Genomic DNA, 18,889 nt, shown 5'->3' on the forward strand with positions numbered 1-18,889 from the left:
GGTCAGAAGCCGAGCCGCTGGAGCAGCTTGGGGTCACGCTGCCAGTCCTTGGCCACCCGCACGTGCAGGTCGAGGTAGACCCGCGCGCCCAGCAGCGCCTCGATGCCCTTGCGGGCGCGCGTGCCGACGTCACGCAGCCGCGCACCGCCCTTGCCGATGATGATCGCCTTCTGCGAGGGCCGCTCGACGTAGAGGTTGACGTGGACGTCGAGCATCGGGGGCCGGGGGTCGTCCTCGTCGCGGGGCCGCTCGTTGATCTCCTCGACGACGACGGCCAGGGAGTGGGGCAGCTCGTCGCGCACCCCCTCCAGGGCGGCCTCCCGCACCAGCTCGGCGATCATGACGTTCTCGGGCTCGTCGGTCAGCTCGCCGTCGGGGTAGAGCGGCGGGGAGAGCGGCAGGCGCGCGAAGAGGACGTCGGTGAGCACGTCGACCTGGTCGCCGGCGACGGCGGAGACGGGCACGATGTCCGCCCAGGAGCCGAGCTGGTCGATCTCGAGGAGGTGCTCGGCGAGGCGTTCACGGCTGACGAGGTCGGCCTTGGTGGCCACGGCGACCACGGGCGTGCGCTGCTGGCCGAGCTCGCGGGCGATGAACCGGTCCCCCGGGCCGATCCTCTCGTCGGCGGGCAGGCAGAAGACGATGACGTCGACCTCGCCGAGGGTCTCGCGGACGAGGTCGTTGAGCCGCTGGCCCAGGAGGGTGCGGGGGCGGTGCAGCCCGGGGGTGTCGACGAGGACGAGCTGGCCGTCCTCGCGGTGGACGATCCCGCGGATCGTGTGCCGGGTGGTCTGGGGCCGGCCGGACGTGATCGCGACCTTCTGGCCCACGAGCGCGTTGGTGAGGGTGGACTTGCCGGCGTTGGGCCGCCCGACGAGGCAGGCGAAGCCGGCGCGGAAGTCCTCGGGCCAGTCCACGCGCACGAGGCCCTCGAGGGCGTTGGGCCCGGCGGTGAGCTCGTCGTCGGAGGGGAAGGTCATGGTTGCTCCTCGTCGGGGGGTCCGCCGGCACGGCTGGCCAGCAGGGTGGAGACGCGTCGCCGGCGGCCCTCGGCGCGCTCGGCGACGAGGTGGAGGCCCAGGACGTCGACCTCGGCGCCCGGCAGCGGCACCTTGCCCAGCGCCTTGGCCAGCAGGCCGCCGGCGGAGTCGACGTCGTCGTCGTCGATCTCCAGGCCGAAGATCTCGCCGAGGTCGTCCACCGGAAGGCGGGCGGGGACGCGCACGGTCCCGTCCCCGAGGTCCTCGACCTCGGGCTCGGCCCGGTCGTGCTCGTCGACCATCTCCCCGACGAGCTCCTCGAGCAGGTCCTCGATCGTGACGAGCCCGGCGATGCCGCCGTACTCGTCGACGACCATGGCGATGTGGACGCTCTCGGCCTGCATCTCACGCAGGAGGTCGTCCACGAGCTTGGTCTCGGGCACGAACACCGGCTCGCGCATGACCTCGGCGGCGGTGAGGCCGGCGGTGTCCTGGCGCCGGTGGACCCGGCGCATGACGTCCTTGAGGTAGAGCACGCCGCGCAGGTCGTCGGTGGACTCCCCCACGACCGGGACACGGGAGTAGCCCGACCGGGTGAACAGGGTGATGGCCTTCTCGAGGTTCTCGTCGGCGTCGATGGTGACCATGTCGGTGCGCGGGACCATGACCTCCCGGGTGAGGGTGCGGCCGAGCTCGAAGACCGACTGGAGCAGCTCGCGCTCGTCCTCCTCGATCTGCTCGGACTCGCTCACCCGGTCGACCATGTCGCGCAGCTCCTCGTCGCGCTCCTCCCGCTCCTCCTCCAGGGTGCGCGGCGAGCGGGGGTGCAGGCTCGCCGAGATGCGCAGGGCCACCGCGCCGAAGCCCGCGAGCGGGGCGATGACGGGCGCGAGGACGCCCAGGACGCCGGTGGGGTTGCGCCGGCCGACGCTGCGCGGGGAGACCCCGACGACGACCGTGACGAGGACGGCGGTGAGCACGACGGAGACAGCCAGCACCTGCCACCAGCGCGGGAGCAGGTCGGCCACGACGAGGGTGAGGCACACCGCCGCGGTCATCTCCGCGAGCAGGCGGACGAACGCGGTGGCGGCCATCGCGGCGGCGCGGCGCTCGACCAGGCGCACCACGGTCGCGCCGTGGCGGTGACCGGTCGCCGCGAGCTCGCCGGCCGCCGCGCGGGTGATGCGCGCGAGGGCGGCCTCGCCCGCGCTGAGGGTGGCCCCGACGGCGGCGCCGACGACGACGAGGAGACCGAGCCACACCTCGGGGACCTGGTCGATCATGCCGTCCACCGGCGTCAGCGGCCCGCGAGGAAGGTCAGGAGGAGCCGGCGCTGGAGGTCGAACATCTCCTTCTCCTCGTCCGGCTCGGCGTGGTCGTACCCGAGGAGGTGGAGGATGCCGTGCGTGGTGAGCAGGAGGAGCTCCTCCACGGTGGAGTGACCCGCGGTGCGGGCCTGGGTGGCGGCCACCTCGGGGCACAGCACGATGTCGCCGAGCGTGCCCTCGGCGGGCTGCTCGCCCTCGCGCGCCGGGCGCAGCTCGTCCATGGGGAAGGACAGGACGTCGGTGGGGCCGGGCTCGTCCATCCAGCGCTCGTGCAGCTCGGCCATGACGTCGGTGGTGACGAAGAGGATCGACAGCTCCGCCTGGGGGTGCACGCGCATCTCGTCCAGGACGTAGCGGGCCAGGGCGGCGAACTCCTCGCCGTCGACCTCGTAGCCGGACTCGTTGTTGATCTCGGTGCTCATCGCCGGCCACCGCGCCCCTCGCGCCGCTCACGCAGCTCGGCGCGCGCGCGCTCGCCCTCGCGGGAGCGGACGGTGGCGTCCCAGCGCTCGTAGGCGTCGATGATGTCGCCCACCAGCCGGTGGCGCACGACGTCGGCGCTGGTGAGCCGGCAGAACGTGACGTCCTCGATGTCGTCGAGGATCTCCTGGACCACCCGCAGGCCCGACCGGGTGCCGCTGGGCAGGTCCACCTGGGTGACGTCGCCGGTGACGACGACCTTCGAGCCGAACCCCAGGCGGGTGAGGAACATCTTCATCTGCTCCGGGGAGGTGTTCTGGGCCTCGTCGAGGATGATGAAGGCGTCGTTGAGGGTCCGTCCGCGCATGTACGCCAGCGGGGCGACCTCGATGGTCCCGGCCGCCATGAGCTTGGGGATCGACTCAGGGTCGAGCATGTCGTGCAGGGCGTCGTAGAGGGGCCGCAGGTAGGGGTCGATCTTCTCGCTGAGGGAGCCGGGCAGGTAGCCCAGGCGCTCGCCGGCCTCGACCGCGGGCCGGGTCAGGACGATCCGGCTCACCTGCTTGTTCTGCAGCGCACCGACGGCCTTGGCCATCGCGAGGTAGGTCTTGCCCGTGCCCGCCGGGCCGATGCCGAAGACGATGGTGGAGGCGTCGATGGCGTCGACGTAGCGCTTCTGGCCCAGCGTCTTGGGCCGGATGGTCCGCCCGCGGTTGGACAGGATGTTCTGGGTGAGGACCTCCGCCGGGCGGGCGGCGCTGGGCGCGGTGAGCATGGCGATGGCCCGCTCGACGGCGTCGGCGGACAGGGCCTGCCCGGCCCCGGCGACGGTGGAGAGCTCGTCGACCAGGCGCTCGGCGAGGGCGACGTCGCCCACGGGCCCCGTGAGGGTCAGGACGTTGCCGCGGACGTGGACGTCCACGGCGGGGAAGCCCCGCTCGACGGCGCGCAGCACCTCGTCGCGCTGGCCGAGGAGGACCACCATGGGGACGTCGTCGGGGACGGTGACCTGGTGCTGGACGTGGCCGGGGACGTGGGTGCCGTCGCCGGGAGCGGTCTGCTGCGTCATGGGTCGGGCCGGCGGCCCAGGCTCTCCTCGGTCGGTGGGACGCACGGCGCGCGCCGTGCGTGCCCAGGATATCGGGTGCGTGCCCGGTCAGCCCCAGCGGCCGAGCCGTTGCGCGAGCACGGCCAGCGCGGCGGGTCCGGCGGTGGAGGTGCGCAGCACGTGGGGCCCGAGCAGCACGGCGCGCGCCCCGCCCGCCTCCAGGGCGGCCACCTCGGCGTCGGTGATGCCGCCCTCGGGACCGACGACGACGGCGACGTCGACGGCGTGGGCCAGCCCGTGGGCGCCCGGCGCGAGCGTGCCCGGTCCGGGGAGCGGGACGGCGGCGAGCGGTCTGGTGGCGCGCTCGTGCAGGACGAGGACCACGCCGCCCGCCGCCACGGTGGTGGCCACCGCCGCGGCCAGCTCCCGGGTGGTGACGGGCTCGTGGACCGCCGGGACCCAGGCCCGGCGGGACTGCTTGGCGGCGGCGAGGGCCACGGCCGCCCAGCGGCGCCGGCCCTTCTCCGCCCTCGGCCCGGACCAGACGGAGACGGACCGCTCGGCCTGCCAGGGGACGACGGCGTCCGCACCGAGCTCGGTGGCGGTCTCCACCGCCTGCTCGTCACGCCCGCCCTTCGCCAGCGCCTGGACCAGGACCAGCCGGACCCCGGGTGGGGGCTCGTGGGTGAGGGTCTCGACCTCCACCCCGAGCTCCTCGCGCGCGGCGGTCACGACCGTGCCGCTCGCCCGGGCGCCTGCGCCGTCGACGAGGTCGACGGCCTCACCCACGCGCAGGCGCCGCACGGCGACGGCGTGACGGGCCTCGTCGCCGGTGACGGTCACGACGGTGCCGGGCGCGGCACCGTCGAGGTCGGCGAGGAAGACCGCGGTGGTCATCTCCCGGCGAGCTTCTCGCGCAGCTTGGAGAAGACCCCCGAGCCCGAGGCGGCCAGGCGGGCCTCGGGCTGCTCCTCGCCGCGCAGCGACGCGAGCTCGGCGAGGAGCTCGCGCTGGCGCTCGTCCAGGCGGGTGGGCACCTGGACGTCGAGGTGGACGTGGAGGTCACCGCGGCCGGGCCGGTGCAGGTGCCCCACGCCCAGGCCCGGCAGGGTGACGACCTGCTCGGGCTGGGTGCCCGGCGCCACGTCGACCTCGCGCGGACCGTCGAAGGACTCCAGCGGCAGGACGGTGCCCAGCGCCGCGGCCGTCATGGGGATGCCCATGGTGCAGTGCAGGTCGTCCCCGCGACGGACGAACACGGGGTGGGGCTTCTCGCGGATCTCGACGTAGAGGTCGCCGGCGGGCCCCCCGCCCGGGCCGACCTCGCCCTGGCCGGTCATCCGGATGCGGGTGCCGGAGTCCACGCCCGCGGGCACCTGGACGTTGATGGTGCGGCGGGTGCGCACGCGTCCCTCGCCGGCGCAGTCCGGGCAGGGGTCGGGGATGACGGTGCCGTGGCCCTGGCAGGCCGAGCACGCGGTGGTCGCCATGACCTGGCCGAGGAAGGATCGGGTCACACGCTGGACGGAGCCGCGGCCGTGGCAGACCTCGCAGGTGCGCGGGGAGGTCCCGGGCCGGCAGCACGAGCCCTGGCAGGTGCCGCACACGACGGCGGTGTCGACCTGGAGGTCGCGGCTGCCGCCGAAGACCGCCTCCTCGAGGTCGATGTCCAGGCGCACGAGGGCGTCCTGGCCGCGGCGCCCGCGCGGGACGGGCCCTCGGGGGGCACCGCCCGCGGCCGCGCCGAAGAAGGTCTCGAAGATGTCCTGGAAGCCGCCGAACCCGGCGCCGCCGCCCCCGCCACCGAGGGCGGACTCGCCGCCCATGTCGTAGAGCTGGCGCTTCTCCGGGTTGGACAGGACCTCGTACGCCCGGGTGACCTCCTTGAACTCGTCCGCCACGTCCGGCCCCGCGACGTCGGGGTGGAGCTTGCGGGCGAGCTTGCGGTAGGCCTTCTTGATCTCCTCGGCGCTCGCCTGGCGGGAGACACCGAGGATCTCGTAGTAGTCGCTCACGGGGTCACTCTCTGTCGGCTTCGGGCCGGGGGCTGCCGGCCTGCGGTCGTGGCCGGGGCGCCGGCCTGGGGGTGGGGGCCGGACGGGCCGGCGGTGCGCTGCGGTCCGGACGGGCCGGCCGCGGTGGGCGGGTCCGGACGGGCCGGACCGCCGGTGCGGTCACCCGGCAAGGAACCGGGAGAGGTAGCGGGCCACCGCGCGGACGGAGGCCATGGTGCCGGGGTAGTCCATCCGGGTGGGGCCGAGCACGCCCAGCCGGGCGATCCCCTCCGCGGGTGCGGAACCACCGTACGCGCTCGCGACGAGGGAGGCCTCCGAGAGCGCCTCGGAGCGGTTCTCCGACCCGATCCGCACGGCGACGTCGTCCTCCATCTCCGAGAACAGCCGAAGGAGCACCACCTGCTCCTCCAGGGCCTCCAGGACGGGACCGATGGTGCGGCTGAAGTCGACGTCGGAGCGCGCCAGGTTGGCCGTTCCCGCCATGACGATGCGCTCCTCGGCGTCCAGGCGCAGCGTGTCCAGGACCTCCTCGCTCACCGCCTCCACCAGCGGGCGGTGCTCGGGGGCGAACTGCGGGGGCAGCGCCGCGAGCGGCTCGACGATGGCGCCGAGGCGCCGGCCGGCGCACGCGACGTTGAGCCGGGCGCGCAGCTCGCCGACCACCCCGGGGTCGAGCTCGTTGCCGGTCTCGACGGTGCGCTGCTCCACCCGGCCCGCGTCGGTGATGATGACCACGAGCAGCCGGTGCGGGCTGAGCAGGACGAGCTCGAGATGGCGCAGGGCCGAGCGCCGCAGCGACGGGTACTGCACGACGGCGACCTGGTGGGTCAGCTGCGCGAGCAGGCGCACGGTCCGCTCGACGACGTCGTCGAGGTCGACCGCGGTGTCCAGGAGGTTGGCGATGGCGCGGCGCTCGGGGACCGAGAGGGGCTTGAGCGTGGAGATCTGGTCCACGAAGGCGCGGTAGCCCTTGTCGGTCGGGACGCGTCCGGCCGAGGTGTGCGGCTGGGCGATGTACCCCAGCTCCTCCAGGACGGCCATGTCGTTGCGGATGGTGGCCGGGGAGACGCCGAGGGAGTGGCGCTCGACGAGCACCCGGGAGCCGACCGGCTCCCTCGTCTGGACGTAGTCCTGCACGATCGCGCGCAGCACGTCGAGCCTGCGGTCCTCGCTCACGGTTCCTCCCTCCGCCGGGCCAGCACTCTCGGCCTTCGAGTGCTAATCCTACGCGCCACGCCCGCGCACGCTGCGTGGGGGCGCGCCACCGGCGGCCTACCCTGCCCGGGTGGACGACCGCTACGGCACCGACATCCTCTCCGCCGACCCCCACCGCGCGGGCGCCTACGCCCACCGGCCCACCACCACGGACCGGGCCGCGGAGAAGGGCCTCGTGGTGGAGGAGGTCGGCACCGGCTGGGTCGGCGCCGTGGTCCGGGTGGAGAAGTCCGGCGGCATGCACGTGGTCGTGCTCGAGGACCGTCGCGGCCGGACCCGGACGTTCCCGCTGGGCGCGGGGTTCTGGGTCGAGGGCCGGCCGGTCCGGCTGGTCCCCCCGGCGGCGGCGCGGGCACCGCAGGGTCCGCGGACCGCGGGCGGCCGGCGGCTGACGGCGTCCGGCTCGCTCGCCGTCGAGCGCGAGCGCGCCCGGGTGGCGCGGGCGTCGCGGATCTGGGTCGAGGGCCGCCACGACGCCGAGCTCGTCGAGCGGGTGTGGGGCGACGACCTCCGGGTCGAGGGCGTCGTCGTCGAGCTGCTCGACGGCGTGGACAACCTCGCCGCCGCGCTGCGGGACTTCCGTCCCGGCCCGGGCCGGCGCGCCGGGGTGCTCGTTGACCACCTCGTCCCGGGTTCGAAGGAGTCCCGGATCGCCGCCGAGGTGACGGCGGGCGCCGCGGGTGAGCACGTGCTCGTCCTGGGCCACCCCTACGTCGACGTGTGGCAGGCGGTGCGGCCCGAGCGGGTGGGGCTGCAGGAGTGGCCGGACGTCCCGCGCGGGACCGACATCAAGGTCGGCACCCTCGCCGCCCTGGGCTGGCCCCACCGCGACCAGGCGGACATCGCCTCGGGGTGGAAGCGGATCCTCGGCACGGTCCGGTCCTACAAGGACCTCTCGCCCGCCCTGCTGGGCCGGATGGAGGAGCTCATCGACTTCGTCACCGGCGTGCCGGAGTGATGGCGCCCGCGGCGCGGGCCATCACTCGGGTGCGACCGCCGGCCGGCGCCGCCCGGCCGGTCAGCCCGCGCTGCCCGGCACCATGACGACGCCGCCGGTGAGCCGGCGGTAGACGAACGCCGAGGCGATGACGACGAGCGGGAACGCCACGAGGAGCCCCACGACCAGGGCCAGCGCGCCGAGGATGACGACGCCGAGGGCCGCGAGGATGAGCAGGACGGCCGTGCCGAGGTTGTCCTTGACGAGGACGAAGCTCGCCCGGAGCGAGTCGACGGCGGAGAGCCGGCGGTCGATGGCGAAGTGCAGGTAGAACATCCCCAGCACCCCGATGATCAGACCCGGGATCACCAGCAGGAGGATGCCGACGAACATCGCGAGCGACAGCAGGACCGCGGCGAGCAGCGCCTGGAGGAAGTTCGGCACGGAGAGGAAGTCCCCGACCTGGATCCTCCTGCCGTCCACGGTGCGCAGGGCGGCCGAGACGAGCGCGGCCCCGATCGCGAAGTTGATGATCGTGAAGATGATGTTCACCAGCGACGCCGCGGGGTCGAAGGTCATCATGACCCACCCGGCGTCGCCGGAGGGCGCTCCCGCGTTGCGGATCGTGCGCTCGATGCTCGTGCCGGTGCTGCTCACGACGAGCATCACCAGCGCGGCGAGCACCCACGGGCCCGCGTTGACCTTGAACGCCTGCCACGCGTAGCGGAAGGCCTCACCGACGGAGACGGGCGGGGTCTGGAGGGCGACGTACGGCGCCTGGCCGGGGCCGTACTGGCCGCCGTACTGGCCCTGCTGCGGGGGCTGCCCGTAGGCCGGGGGTGCCTGCTGCCCGTACTGCGGCGGCGCCTGCTGGCCGTACTGGGGCGGGGCCTGCTGCCCGTACTGCGGCGGAGGTACCCGCTCGCCGTACTGCGGCGGCTCGCCGCCCGCGGGCGCCCAGGGGGCGTCGTGGCGCTCGTCGTCGCGCGGCTCGTCGGGGATGCGGTCGGGGGTCTCCCCGGGGGGAGGCGGGCTCTGGCTCACTGGTGGGTCCTCGCACTCGTCGGACGCGCCCTGTCCCTCATGACGATGGCACACCACGTGGCCTGGCGGGAGAGTCCTACGGCCCGTTCTCAGGCGGTGAGCTCGCGCACGACGGCGTCCGCGAGGAGCCGGCCCCGCAGCGTCAGGGCGACCCGGCCGTCCCGGGCCGGTCCCGGCTCGACCAGGCCGCGCCGGACGAGGTCCGTCACCACCGCTGCGAGGCGCCCCGGCACGGCCCCGCCGGGCCTGAGCTCGACGCCGTCGGCCAGACGGACCCCGAGCATGATCCGCTCGAGCTCGGCCTCCCGCGCTCCGAGGACCTCGCGCCCCGCGGCGGGACTGAGACCGCTCTCGAGCCGGTGGGCGTAGGTACGCGGGTGCTTGACGTTCCACCACCGCACGCCGCCGACGTGGCTGTGCGCCCCCGGGCCGACGCCCCACCAGTCGTGCCCGCGCCAGTAGGCGAGGTTGTGCCGGCAGGCGTCGGCGGGCCGGCGCGCGAAGTTCGACACCTCGTACCAGTGCAAGCCGGCCCCGGCGAGCACCTCCTCGGCGAGCTCGTACTTGCGGGCCGCGTCGTCGTCGTCGGGCAGCGGCAGCTCGCCGCGGCGGACCTGGGCGCCCATCCGGGTCCCGGGCTCGACGACGAGGGCGTAGGCCGAGACGTGGTCCGGCTCGAGCGCGACCGCGGCGTCCAGGCTCGTGCGCCAGTCCGCCACGGACTCCCCCGGCGTGCCGTAGATGAGGTCGACCGACACCGCCAGGCCGGCGGCCCTCGCCCGGGCCACCACGTCGGGCAGGCGGGCGGGGTCGTGCGTGCGGTCGAGCGTGGCGAGGACGCCGGGCACGGCCGACTGCATGCCGAAGGAGACCCGGGTGAAGCCCGCCTCGGCCAGCGCCGCCAGCGCGGCCGCGTCCACGGAGTCGGGGTTGGCCTCGGTGGTGACCTCCGCGCCGTCGGCCAGGCCCCAGGCGTCCCGGACGGCGCCCAGCATCCCGGCCAGGTCGCCCACGGGCAGCAGGGTCGGCGTCCCGCCCCCGACGAAGACCGTGCTCACGGGGCGGGCCGGCATGCCGGCGGCCGCGAGCGCCTCGTCGGCGAGGACCCGGGCGGCGAGGTCGATCTCGCGCCGGGCGGTCTCGGCGTACGCCTGCGCGCTCGCGCCGCCGCCGAGCTCGGCGTTGGTGTAGGTGTTGAAGTCGCAGTACCCGCACCGCACCCGGCAGAAGGGCACGTGCAGGTACACGCCGAGGTCGCGGTCGGCGGCGCCGGCGGCCGCGGAGAGCGGGAGCCTGCCGTCGTCGGGCGGCGTCTCGCCGTCGGGAAGTGCCGGTGCCATGGCCTCTAGTGTCTCCCACGTGGACCGTGCCCCCGAACCTCGCACCGCGCTGCACCGGCTCGACGGCGACGACCCCGCCACCGCCGCCCGGCGGGCCGCCGTGGCGCGGCTGCGCCCCCTGCCGGCGCAGGAGCCGTTCTCCTCGCGGGCCGAGGTGACCCTGCCGCTCGCGGACGCCGAGCCGACCCGCACACCCTTCGCCGTCGAGCACGACGGACGGGTGGTCGGGTTCGGGGTGATCGACTCGCTGGGCTACCTGCCCGACGTCGTCGACCGGCCTGACGAGGCGGCCCTGCTGCGCGGGTTCTACCTCGACGCGGCGGAGCAGAACCGCGGGATCGGCCGCGCGACCGTGCCGCTCCTGCGCGTCCTGGCCCGCGAGCTGGTCCCGGCCGCGCGGATCCTCGTCCTCACCGTCAACGAGGCCAACCCGGCCGCGGTGCGCGCCTACACCGCGGGCGGGTTCGTCGACGTCGGGCGCTACCTCGGCGGCGGGCTCGGCCCGCAGCGGGTGATGGCCGTCGCACTGTGACGCGCGGCGACCCCGCCGGGGTCAGGGGCGGGCGGCGGCCCGGTCGACGTACTCACGCAGGTAGTCGGCCATCCGCCAGCCCTCGTCGGCCGCGTGGGCGAGGAGCGTGCGGGCGTCGGCGGGGTCCTGGGCGGTGAACCACCGGCTCACGCTCACCCCGTGCCCCGGGCGGCGCACGACCACGACGTCGTCCCCGGCGGCGACCGGGCCGGGCACGACCACGCGCAGGTAGGCACCGGTGCGCCCGTGCTCGGTGAACCGCGAGACCCACCGCTCCTGGCGCAGCCACCGGCCGAACGTCGCGCAGGGGGTCCGCGGACCGGTCACCTCCACCTCGAGGCGCTCGCCGATCCGCCACCGCTCGCCGATCTCGGCGTCGTCGACGGCGACACCCGCGGTGCGCAGGTTCTCCCCCAGACGACCCGGCGGGACATCCTGCCCCAGGACCGCCGCCCAGTGCTCGGCCTCGGCGGCGTCGACGGCGTAGAGCGCCTTGTCGGGGCCGCCGTGGTGCCTGCGGTCTGCCTGGACGTCGCCGCGCAGCCCGTACGTGCCCACCCGGGCGGCGCCGTCGACGGGCCGCTTGTCGATCGCGGTGACCCCGGCGGAGCCCGCATCCGGGTGGAGCCGGGCCACACGGCACACGTGGGTGACCACGGGCACGGCGGCGGCTACTTCTTGCCCGTGGGCGCGTCGGAGGTGAGGGCCGCGATGAAGGCCTCCTGCGGGACCTCGACCCGGCCGATGTTCTTCATGCGCTTCTTGCCCTCCTTCTGCTTCTCCAGGAGCTTGCGCTTGCGGGTGATGTCTCCGCCGTAGCACTTGGCGAGCATGTCCTTGCGCAGGGCGCGGATGGTCTCGCGGGCGATGACGCGCGCGCCCACCGCGGCCTGGATCGGCACCTCGAACTGCTGCCGCGGGATGAGCTCCTTGAGCTTCTCGGCCATCGTCACGCCGTAGGTGTAGGCCTTGTCGCGGTGGACGATCGCGGAGAACGCGTCCACCTGCTCGTGGTTGAGCAGGATGTCGACCTTGACGAGGTCGGCCTCCTGGTCGCCCGAGGGCTCGTAGTCCAGCGAGGCGTAGCCGCGGGTCTTGGACTTGAGCTGGTCGAAGAAGTCCCCGACGATCTCGGCCAGCGGCAGGGTGTATCGCAGCTCGACCCGCTCCGGGGAGAGGTAGTCCATGCCCAGGAGGGTGCCCCGGCGGCTCTGGGTGAGCTCCATGATCGTGCCGACGAACTCGCTCGGTGCCAGGATCGTGGCCTTGACGACCGGCTCCCGGATCTGGCTGATCTTGCCCTCGGGGAACTCGCTGGGGTTGGTCACCCGCACCTGGCTGCCGTCCTCGGCGACGACGTCGTAGGAGACGTTCGGCGCCGTGGAGATCAGGGCGAGGTCGAACTCGCGCTCGAGCCGCTCCCGGACGATCTCCAGGTGCAGCAGGCCGAGGAAGCCGCAGCGGAACCCGAAGCCGAGCGCGACGGAGGTCTCGGGCTCGTAGACGAGGGCGGCGTCGTTGAGCTTGAGCTTGTCGAGGGCGTCGCGGAGCACGGGGTAGTCCGAGCCGTCGATCGGGTAGAGCCCGGAGAACACCATCGGCTTGGGCTCGCGGTAGCCGCCCAGGGCGTGCGCGGCCGGCTTGGACAGGTTCGTCACCGTGTCGCCGACCTTGGACTGGCGCACGTCCTTCACGCCCGTGATGAGGTAGCCCACCTCACCGACCCCGAGGCCCTGCGACGGGATGGGCTCGGGCGAGATGACACCGATCTCGAGCAGCTCGTGGGTGGCCCGGGTCGACATCATCTGGATGCGCTCGCGCGGGCTGAGGTGCCCGTCGATGACCCGGACGTAGGTGATGACCCCGCGGTAGGTGTCGTAGACGGAGTCGAAGATCATGGCGCGGGACGGCGCGTCGGCGTCACCGACCGGTGCCGGGATGTCGCGCACGATGCGGTCGAGGAGCTCCAGGACCCCCTCCCCGGTCTTGCCCGAGACCCGCAGGCAGTCCTCCGGCTCGCCGCCGATGAGGCCGGCGAGCTCCTCGGCGTACTTCTCCGGCTGCGCGGCCGGCAGGTCGATCTTGTTGAGGACGGGGATGATCGTGAGGTCGTTCTCCATGGCCATGTAGAGGTTGGCCAGGGTCTGCGCCTCGATGCCCTGGGCGGCGTCGACGAGGAGGACCGCCCCCTCGCACGCGGCGAGCGAGCGGTTGACCTCGTAGGAGAAGTCGACGTGCCCCGGGGTGTCGATCATGTTCAGCGCGTACGCCTGGTCGCCCACCTGCCATGGCATCCGCACCGCCTGGGACTTGATGGTGATGCCGCGCTCACGCTCGATGTCCATGCGGTCGAGGTACTGGGCGCGCATCGCCCGTGAGTCCACCACGCCGGTCAGCTGGAGCATCCGGTCCGCCAGCGTCGACTTCCCGTGGTCGATGTGGGCGATGATGCTGAAGTTGCGCAGCAGCTCCGGCGGCGTGGCCGACGGGCTGATCTGCGCCGACAGTGCCGGGCTGGGGATCGGTGACAACGCGGGCTACCTCTGCGGGGGTGGTGCGCGCGGGGGCGCGCGGGACACGGACTGGCCCCATCGTCCCACGCCCGGGCGCGGGCGCCGCGCCGGAGGGAGACGCCGTCGGCGAGCACGCCGTGTTCGCCCGGGGCGAGGCCGCTCGGCGCCGGGCCGGCGGGCGTGCGAACCTGGGTGCATGACTGCGACGGCGGACGTCCTCGCCCAGGTGGTGCCCACGCTCGTGCGGGTCGCGCGGCGGCCCGGCGCCGCCCTGCTCACCGGTGCCGGGCTCGGGGTGGGCGTGCTCGCGCTGCTCGGGCTGGCGCTGGGCGTCACCGCGACCGGCGCGTGGGCGTGGGTGCCGCTCGGCCTCGCCGCCGTCCTGGCCGTGCCGGTGGTGGTGCTGGCCGTGCGCCGTGAGCGCCTCCAGGCCCAGACGGCGGACCTGCAGGTCCACCGCACGGTCGGCACGGGTGAGCTCGTGGTGCTCGAGCCCGGCAGGGCGGGACGTGACCTGCGGGCCGAGATGGACGCCCTCGACGCCGCGGCCGCCGAGAACGCCCTGCGCACCGCGCGCTTCCTGCCCCGGGTCGAGGCCGCGCAGCGGGCCGCCCTCGTCGCGGCGGGCGGCCCGGTCCACGCGCCCTACCTGCGCGACGACCTGCGCGTCACCCTGCTCGCGCTCGTCGGCACCGTGGCGGCGATCCCGCTGTCCGTGCTCGCCTCGGTCGGCACCGCCGTCGCCCTGCTGCTGTCCTGACCGGTTCCCCGCTGCACTCCTGACCGGTTCCCCGCTGCACTCCTGACCGGTTCACCGCCACTCTCCTGACCGGGTCAGCCGCCCTCGCGGGGCGGACCTCACTCCTCGAGGGTCATGAGCACCTCGACGTGCTGGGTCGACCGGCCCCCGCCCGAGAAGACCCCCCGCACCGGGGGCACGTCCCGGTACTCCCGGCCGCGCGCCACGAGCACGTGGTGCGGCCCGACGTCGATGCGGTTGGTGGGGTCGTAGCCGTACCAGTCGCCCGACCAGAACTCCACCCACGCGTGGGACTGCCCGACGGCGACCTCGCCGGTCCCGGCGCCGGCGAGCGGGTGGAGGTAGCCCGAGACGTAGCGGGCGGGGATCCCCAGCGCCCGCAGGGTGCCCACGGTGAGGTGGACGATGTCCTGGCACACCCCCTTGCGCGCCTCCCACGCCTCCGCGGCGCGGGTGTGGACGCCGGTGACGCCCGGCACGTACTCCATCTCCCCGCGCAGCGCCCCGCACACGGCGACGGCGCCGTCGTGGACCCCGAGCCCGGCGGCGGCGTCACGGGCGAGCTCGACCAGGTCGGGCGGGGGGCTCGTGGTGGGCGAGATCATGAGCATCTCGCTCATCCGGTCGGTCAGGGCCGGGGCGGCGAGGCTCGCCCACTCGGTGCCGTGGACCCGCTGCGGCGCGGCGTCCCGCTCGACGCGGGAGTCCGCGACGAACGTGAGGCTCTCGTGCGGGGTGAGGACCTCGACGGCGTCGACCCGCGTCCCCCAGTAGTCCCGGTACTCGCTGCGCCACGTCTCCGGGGCGACGGTGAGGGTGGACTCCAGCACCCGCTGGCCGAGCATCGCGGCCGGGCGCATCCGCAGCTCGTTGTAGGACACCCGCACGGGGTGGGCGTAGGCGAAGGTGGTGCGGTGCACCACGTGCAGGCGGGTCACAGGTGCTCCCCCATCCAGACGGCCGGCTCGGCCAGGAAGTAGCGGGCCCGGATGTGGTCCGACGCCTGGCTGCAGGCCACCTGGACCGCCTCCATCTCCGCGAGCAGGTTCGTCTGCAGGTCCGTCACGGGCAGGTACTCCAGGTGCGAGCGGGCGCGACCGAGGGTCCGTGCGGCGTCCTCGCGCACACCGGGCAGGCGGACGCCCGGCTCGAGCTCGGCCAGGCACTGCTCGGCCCGGTCGAGGGCGTGGACGATCGAGCGCGGCAGGTACCGGTCGAGGAGCAGGAACTGGGCGGCCTGGACGTCCCCGACGCGGCCGCGGTAGGTCCGCAGGAAGGCCTCGTAGGCCCCGCCGGAGCGCAGGAGGGAGACCCAGCTCGCCCCGCCCGTGCCGCTGACCGCCCGGGAGGCGACGAGGCGGGCGGTCATGTCCGCCCGTTCGAGGGACCGGCCCAGCACGAGGAACTCCCACGTCTCGTCCCGCGACGTCGAGGAGTCGACGATCCCCGCGACGATCGCGGCCCGCTCGCGCACCCACTGGAAGAAGTCGTAGGCGCTGCGCCCGTGGGTCATGGCGGGCAGGGCGTTCCAGGTGGTGTTGAGGCACTCCCACAGCTCGGTGGAGATCGTCTCGCGGGCCCGTCGGGCGCTCTCGCGCGCCGCGACCAGGGCACCGGCGATCGAGCCGGGCGCGGTGCGGTCGTAGGCGAGGGTGTCCAGGAGCTGGCGCCGGCCCACCGGCTCCTCCACCGGCGGCGGCGGAAAGCCCATGATCGCCAGGACGGAGCGGGAGTGGGCGTCCTCGTCGACCCAGGGGTCCTCCAGGAGGACCTGGAGCTGGACGTCGAGGAGGCGGGCGGTGTCGTCGGCGCGCTCGACGTAGCGACCGATCCAGAACAGCGACTCGGCGATCCGGCTCAGCACGGCGCCACCCCGCTCTGCTGCTGCGCGGCCGGCCGGCGCTGCTCGGGCTGCTGCTCCACGGTCTGCTGCTGGGCCTGCTGCTGGGCCTGCTGCTGCTGCTCGCTCTGCACCCGGACGGTGTCGGCGGCGTCGGAGTCACGGGGCACCCCGACGGGCACGACCAGCTCGCCGTGCACCGGCGGCTCGGGCGGTGGTGGTGGGGTCCGGCGGTGCCCGACGACCCACGTGTCCTTGGACCCCCCGCCCTGGGAGGAGTTGACCACGAGCTGGCCCTCCTGCAGGGCCACCCGTGTGAGGCCGCCCGGGAGCACCCACACGTTCTCGCCGTCGTTGACGGCGAACGGGCGCAGGTCCACGTGCCGGGGCCGCACGTGCTCGCCCGCGAGGGTGGGCACGGTGGAGAGCTGGATGACGGGCTGGGCGATCCAGCCGCGCGGGTCGGTGCGGAGCCGCTCGCGCGCCGCGTCGACCTCCTGCCGGGTGGCGGCCGGACCGATGAGGATGCCCTTGCCACCGGAGCCGTCCACGGGCTTGACCACCAGCTCCTCCAGCCGGTCGCAGACCTCCTCCAGCGCCGCGGGCTCCTCCAGGCGCCAGGTGTCGACGTTGCTGATGAGCGGCTCCTCGCCCAGGTAGTAGCGGATGAGGTCCGGGACGTAGGTGTAGATGAGCTTGTCGTCGGCGACCCCGTTGCCGACGGCGTTGGCGATGGTGACGTTGCCCGCCCGCGCCACGCCCATGAGGCCGGGGCAGCCCAGGAGCGAGTCGGAACGGAAGACCACCGGGTCGATGAAGTCGTCGTCGACCCGGCGGTAGATGACGTCCACCCGGCGCCGGCCGCCCGTCGTGCGCATGTACACGCGACCGCCCGCGACGAAGAGGTCGCGGCCCTCGACCAGCTCGACGCCCATCGAGCGCGCGAGCAGGGAGTGCTCGTAGTACGCGGAGTTGTAGACCCCGGGGGTGAGGACGACGACGACGGGGTCGTCCACGCCGTCGGGGGCGGAGGCGATGAGCGCGTGCAGCAGCCGGCGCGGGTAGTCCGCGACCGGGCGCACCCGCAGGCTCGCGAAGAGCTCGGGGAAGGACTGCGCCATGGCGCGCCGGTTGGACAGGACGTAGCTGACCCCGGAGGGGACCCGGACGTTGTCCTCGAGGACACGCCAGGTGTCCGCGGCGTCGCGGATGACGTCGATCCCGGCGACGTGCACGCGGACCCCGTTGGGCGGCTCGATGCCCCGCGCCGCGCGCGTGAAGTGAGCCGAGGAGACCACCGCCGAGCGCGGCAGGACCCCGTCGGCGATGACCCGCTGACGGCCGTAGACGTCGTCGAGGAGCGCCTCGAGCGCACGGACCCGCTGCGCGACCCCCGGGGCGAGGGCGTCCCACTCGTCCGCGGTGACGACGCGCGGGACGGTGTCCAGTGGGAAGGGCCGCTCCTCGCCGCCCACGTCGAAGGTGATGCCCTGGGCGAGGTAGGACCGGGCGAGGGCGTCGGCGCGGGCCATGAGCTCGTCCGCGCTGAGCCCGCGCAGCGTGTCGTAGACGTGGCGGTACGGCACCCGGACGCCGTCGGGCTCGATCATCTCGTCCCACGCCGCCCCGGCGGGATAGCCGTCGAAGAGGTCCATGGGGGACGACGTTAGTGCGCCGACGTGTCCGGCGTGTGACGAGACCCGGGCGCCGCGCGCGTCCCGCCGGACCCTCGCGCGGGCACCGCCCCGACCGCACCCCGGACCGCACCCCGGCCGGGCGCGGCGACGCACCCCCCGCTAACCTGCCGGGCATGAACCCCATGCTCCGCCGCGCGCTCGGCGCCGCCGGCGACGCCGCCACCCGCGTGCTCCAGGACTACCTGCGCCGGCCGCGGCAGGCGCGCCCGGCGCCGACCCGCCGCCGTCCGGTCCCGGGCGCCGGACCGCGGGGCTCGTCCTCGCCGGCGGCCACCGTCGGGGAGCAGCAGGTCGAGGCCGGCTCGCGTGACACCGTCGAGTACGACGTCGCCCGGCTCGGCCTGCCGGACCTCGCCTACGCCCCGCAGGCCGACGACCAGCCCGACCCGGGCGAGGTCGTGTGGACGTGGGTGCCCTACGACGACGACCCCGACCAGGGCAAGGACCGCCCCGTGCTCGTCCTCGCGCAGGAGGGCGCCGGGCTCGTCGTGGCGCAGATGAGCTCCCAGGACCACGACCGGGACGCGGCGGACGAGGCGCGCTGGGGCCGGCGCTGGATCGACGTCGGGTCCGGCGCGTGGGACTCGCGCGGGCGGCCGTCCGAGGTCCGCCTGGACCGCCTGCTCTGGGTGGACCCGGGCGCCGTGCGCCGCGAGGGCGCCGGGCTGCCGCGGGAGCGCTACGACGAGGTCGTCGCCGCCCTGCGGGCGCTGCACGGCTGAGACGGCGCTCACCCCGGCCCGGGGTGAGCGGCACCGGGGCGGGCTGCTAAGGTGTTCTCTTGGGTTGCCGCCCGGTCGGCGGTGGCCCGGCCACCGACCAACCACGAGGTCCCCCACGCCCCAGTCCCGGTCGCGGCAACTCCCTCAACGACCGATGACCGATCGCTCAGGCGAACGCAACAGAGAGTGCATACGTGGCGAACATCAAGTCCCAGAAGAAGCGCATCCTCACCAACGAGAAGGCGCGGCTGCGCAACAAGGCCGTGAAGTCCGAGCTCAAGACGTACGTGCGTCGGGTTCGCGAGGCCGTTCTCGCCGGTGACAAGGACTCGGCGTCGGAGGCCCTGCGGGCCGCCGGGCGCAAGCTCGACAAGGCTGTCAGCAAGGGCGTCATCCACGCCAACCAGGCTGCCAACCGCAAGTCGAAGCTGGCTCGCTCCGTCGAGAAGATCTGATCCTCCGCGGCCGCGTGCGGCCGCGACCGAAGGGCGCCGCTCC

Annotated in this window: 19 protein-coding genes; 5 read left to right on the top strand and 14 right to left on the bottom strand. The window is 74.5% G+C overall.

Annotated elements, in window-relative coordinates; all coding sequences use genetic code 11:
- Positions 1-2 precede the first annotated feature (2 nt).
- The 7 genes from era to hrcA form a co-directional block, all read right to left on the bottom strand.
- On the bottom strand, positions 3-980 hold the full coding sequence (gene era, locus AAEM63_RS10065; protein ID WP_341358137.1) for a GTPase Era: 978 nt from the start codon (positions 978-980) through the stop codon (positions 3-5).
- On the bottom strand, positions 977-2,263 hold the full coding sequence (locus tag AAEM63_RS10070) for a hemolysin family protein (RefSeq protein ID WP_341358138.1): 1,287 nt from the start codon (positions 2,261-2,263) through the stop codon (positions 977-979). The genes era and AAEM63_RS10070 overlap by 4 nt, the downstream gene beginning before the upstream one ends.
- Positions 2,264-2,277: 14 nt before the next feature.
- Entirely contained in the window at positions 2,278-2,730 is a 453-nt protein-coding gene (ybeY, locus tag AAEM63_RS10075; protein ID WP_341358139.1) for an rRNA maturation RNase YbeY, read from the bottom strand.
- Positions 2,727-3,797 (bottom strand): PhoH family protein, encoded by a 1,071-nt coding sequence (locus tag AAEM63_RS10080; protein WP_341358140.1) that lies wholly within the window; start codon positions 3,795-3,797, stop codon positions 2,727-2,729. Before AAEM63_RS10080 ends, ybeY begins: the two co-directional genes overlap by 4 nt.
- Before the next feature lie 87 nt (positions 3,798-3,884).
- Positions 3,885-4,673: a 16S rRNA (uracil(1498)-N(3))-methyltransferase gene (locus AAEM63_RS10085; RefSeq protein ID WP_341358141.1), complete on the bottom strand. Its 789-nt coding sequence runs from the start codon at positions 4,671-4,673 to the stop codon at positions 3,885-3,887.
- A complete protein-coding gene (gene dnaJ / locus AAEM63_RS10090; protein ID WP_341358142.1) occupies positions 4,670-5,791 on the bottom strand; it encodes a molecular chaperone DnaJ in 1,122 nt (373 codons plus the stop codon). The genes AAEM63_RS10085 and dnaJ overlap by 4 nt, the downstream gene beginning before the upstream one ends.
- A gap of 159 nt (positions 5,792-5,950) precedes the next feature.
- Positions 5,951-6,967 (bottom strand): heat-inducible transcriptional repressor HrcA, encoded by a 1,017-nt coding sequence (gene hrcA, locus AAEM63_RS10095; RefSeq protein ID WP_341358143.1) that lies wholly within the window; start codon positions 6,965-6,967, stop codon positions 5,951-5,953.
- Between the two features lie 109 nt (positions 6,968-7,076).
- On the opposite strand from hrcA, the gene AAEM63_RS10100 reads away from it, so the two are divergent.
- The gene (locus AAEM63_RS10100) at positions 7,077-7,964 is read left to right on the top strand and encodes a DUF3097 domain-containing protein (protein WP_341358144.1); all 888 of its coding nucleotides are present in this window, start codon (positions 7,077-7,079) and stop codon (positions 7,962-7,964) included.
- A gap of 60 nt (positions 7,965-8,024) precedes the next feature.
- On the opposite strand, the gene AAEM63_RS10105 is transcribed toward AAEM63_RS10100, so the two are convergent.
- Together AAEM63_RS10105 and hemW are read right to left on the bottom strand one after the other, a co-directional pair.
- Positions 8,025-8,987, bottom strand: a complete 963-nt coding sequence (locus tag AAEM63_RS10105; RefSeq protein WP_341358145.1) for a hypothetical protein — start codon at positions 8,985-8,987, stop codon at positions 8,025-8,027.
- Between the two features lie 89 nt (positions 8,988-9,076).
- Positions 9,077-10,327, bottom strand: coding sequence for a radical SAM family heme chaperone HemW (gene hemW / locus AAEM63_RS10110; protein ID WP_341358146.1), 1,251 nt, complete (start codon positions 10,325-10,327; stop codon positions 9,077-9,079).
- 19 nt (positions 10,328-10,346) lie between these two features.
- Here hemW and AAEM63_RS10115 point away from each other — a divergent pair, with 19 nt between their 5' ends.
- Positions 10,347-10,859 carry a GNAT family N-acetyltransferase gene (locus AAEM63_RS10115; protein WP_341358147.1) on the top strand — a complete coding sequence of 171 codons (513 nt, stop codon included), beginning with the start codon at positions 10,347-10,349 and terminating at the stop codon, positions 10,857-10,859.
- A 21-nt stretch (positions 10,860-10,880) separates the two neighbouring features.
- On the opposite strand, the gene AAEM63_RS10120 is transcribed toward AAEM63_RS10115, so the two are convergent.
- Both AAEM63_RS10120 and lepA read right to left on the bottom strand, forming a co-directional pair.
- On the bottom strand, positions 10,881-11,522 hold the full coding sequence (locus AAEM63_RS10120) for an MOSC domain-containing protein (protein ID WP_341358148.1): 642 nt from the start codon (positions 11,520-11,522) through the stop codon (positions 10,881-10,883).
- Positions 11,523-11,530: 8 nt separating this feature from the next.
- A complete protein-coding gene (lepA, locus tag AAEM63_RS10125) occupies positions 11,531-13,390 on the bottom strand; it encodes a translation elongation factor 4 (protein WP_341358149.1) in 1,860 nt (619 codons plus the stop codon).
- A 178-nt stretch (positions 13,391-13,568) separates the two neighbouring features.
- On the opposite strand from lepA, the gene AAEM63_RS10130 reads away from it, so the two are divergent.
- Positions 13,569-14,132 carry a hypothetical protein gene (locus AAEM63_RS10130; RefSeq protein WP_341358150.1) on the top strand — a complete coding sequence of 188 codons (564 nt, stop codon included), beginning with the start codon at positions 13,569-13,571 and terminating at the stop codon, positions 14,130-14,132.
- Positions 14,133-14,230: 98 nt separating this feature from the next.
- Here AAEM63_RS10130 and AAEM63_RS10135 read toward each other — a convergent pair whose 3' ends face one another.
- The 3 genes from AAEM63_RS10135 to AAEM63_RS10145 are packed head-to-tail and all read right to left on the bottom strand — an operon-like array spanning position 14,231 to position 17,582.
- Entirely contained in the window at positions 14,231-15,070 is an 840-nt protein-coding gene (locus AAEM63_RS10135) for a transglutaminase family protein (protein WP_341358151.1), read from the bottom strand.
- Entirely contained in the window at positions 15,067-15,996 is a 930-nt protein-coding gene (locus tag AAEM63_RS10140; RefSeq protein ID WP_341358152.1) for an alpha-E domain-containing protein, read from the bottom strand. Before AAEM63_RS10140 ends, AAEM63_RS10135 begins: the two co-directional genes overlap by 4 nt.
- Positions 15,990-17,582, bottom strand: coding sequence for a circularly permuted type 2 ATP-grasp protein (locus tag AAEM63_RS10145; RefSeq protein ID WP_341361354.1), 1,593 nt, complete (start codon positions 17,580-17,582; stop codon positions 15,990-15,992). Before AAEM63_RS10145 ends, AAEM63_RS10140 begins: the two co-directional genes overlap by 7 nt.
- 200 nt (positions 17,583-17,782) lie before the next feature.
- Here AAEM63_RS10145 and AAEM63_RS10150 point away from each other — a divergent pair, with 200 nt between their 5' ends.
- A complete protein-coding gene (locus AAEM63_RS10150; RefSeq protein WP_341358153.1) occupies positions 17,783-18,391 on the top strand; it encodes a type II toxin-antitoxin system PemK/MazF family toxin in 609 nt (202 codons plus the stop codon).
- 194 nt (positions 18,392-18,585) lie between these two features.
- Positions 18,586-18,846, top strand: a complete 261-nt coding sequence (rpsT, locus tag AAEM63_RS10155; RefSeq protein ID WP_123919268.1) for a 30S ribosomal protein S20 — start codon at positions 18,586-18,588, stop codon at positions 18,844-18,846.
- The last annotated feature ends 43 nt before the right edge of the window (positions 18,847-18,889 follow it).

It is taken from the genome of Georgenia sp. M64 (genome assembly GCF_038049925.1).
Taxonomy (GTDB): domain Bacteria; phylum Actinomycetota; class Actinomycetes; order Actinomycetales; family Actinomycetaceae; genus Georgenia.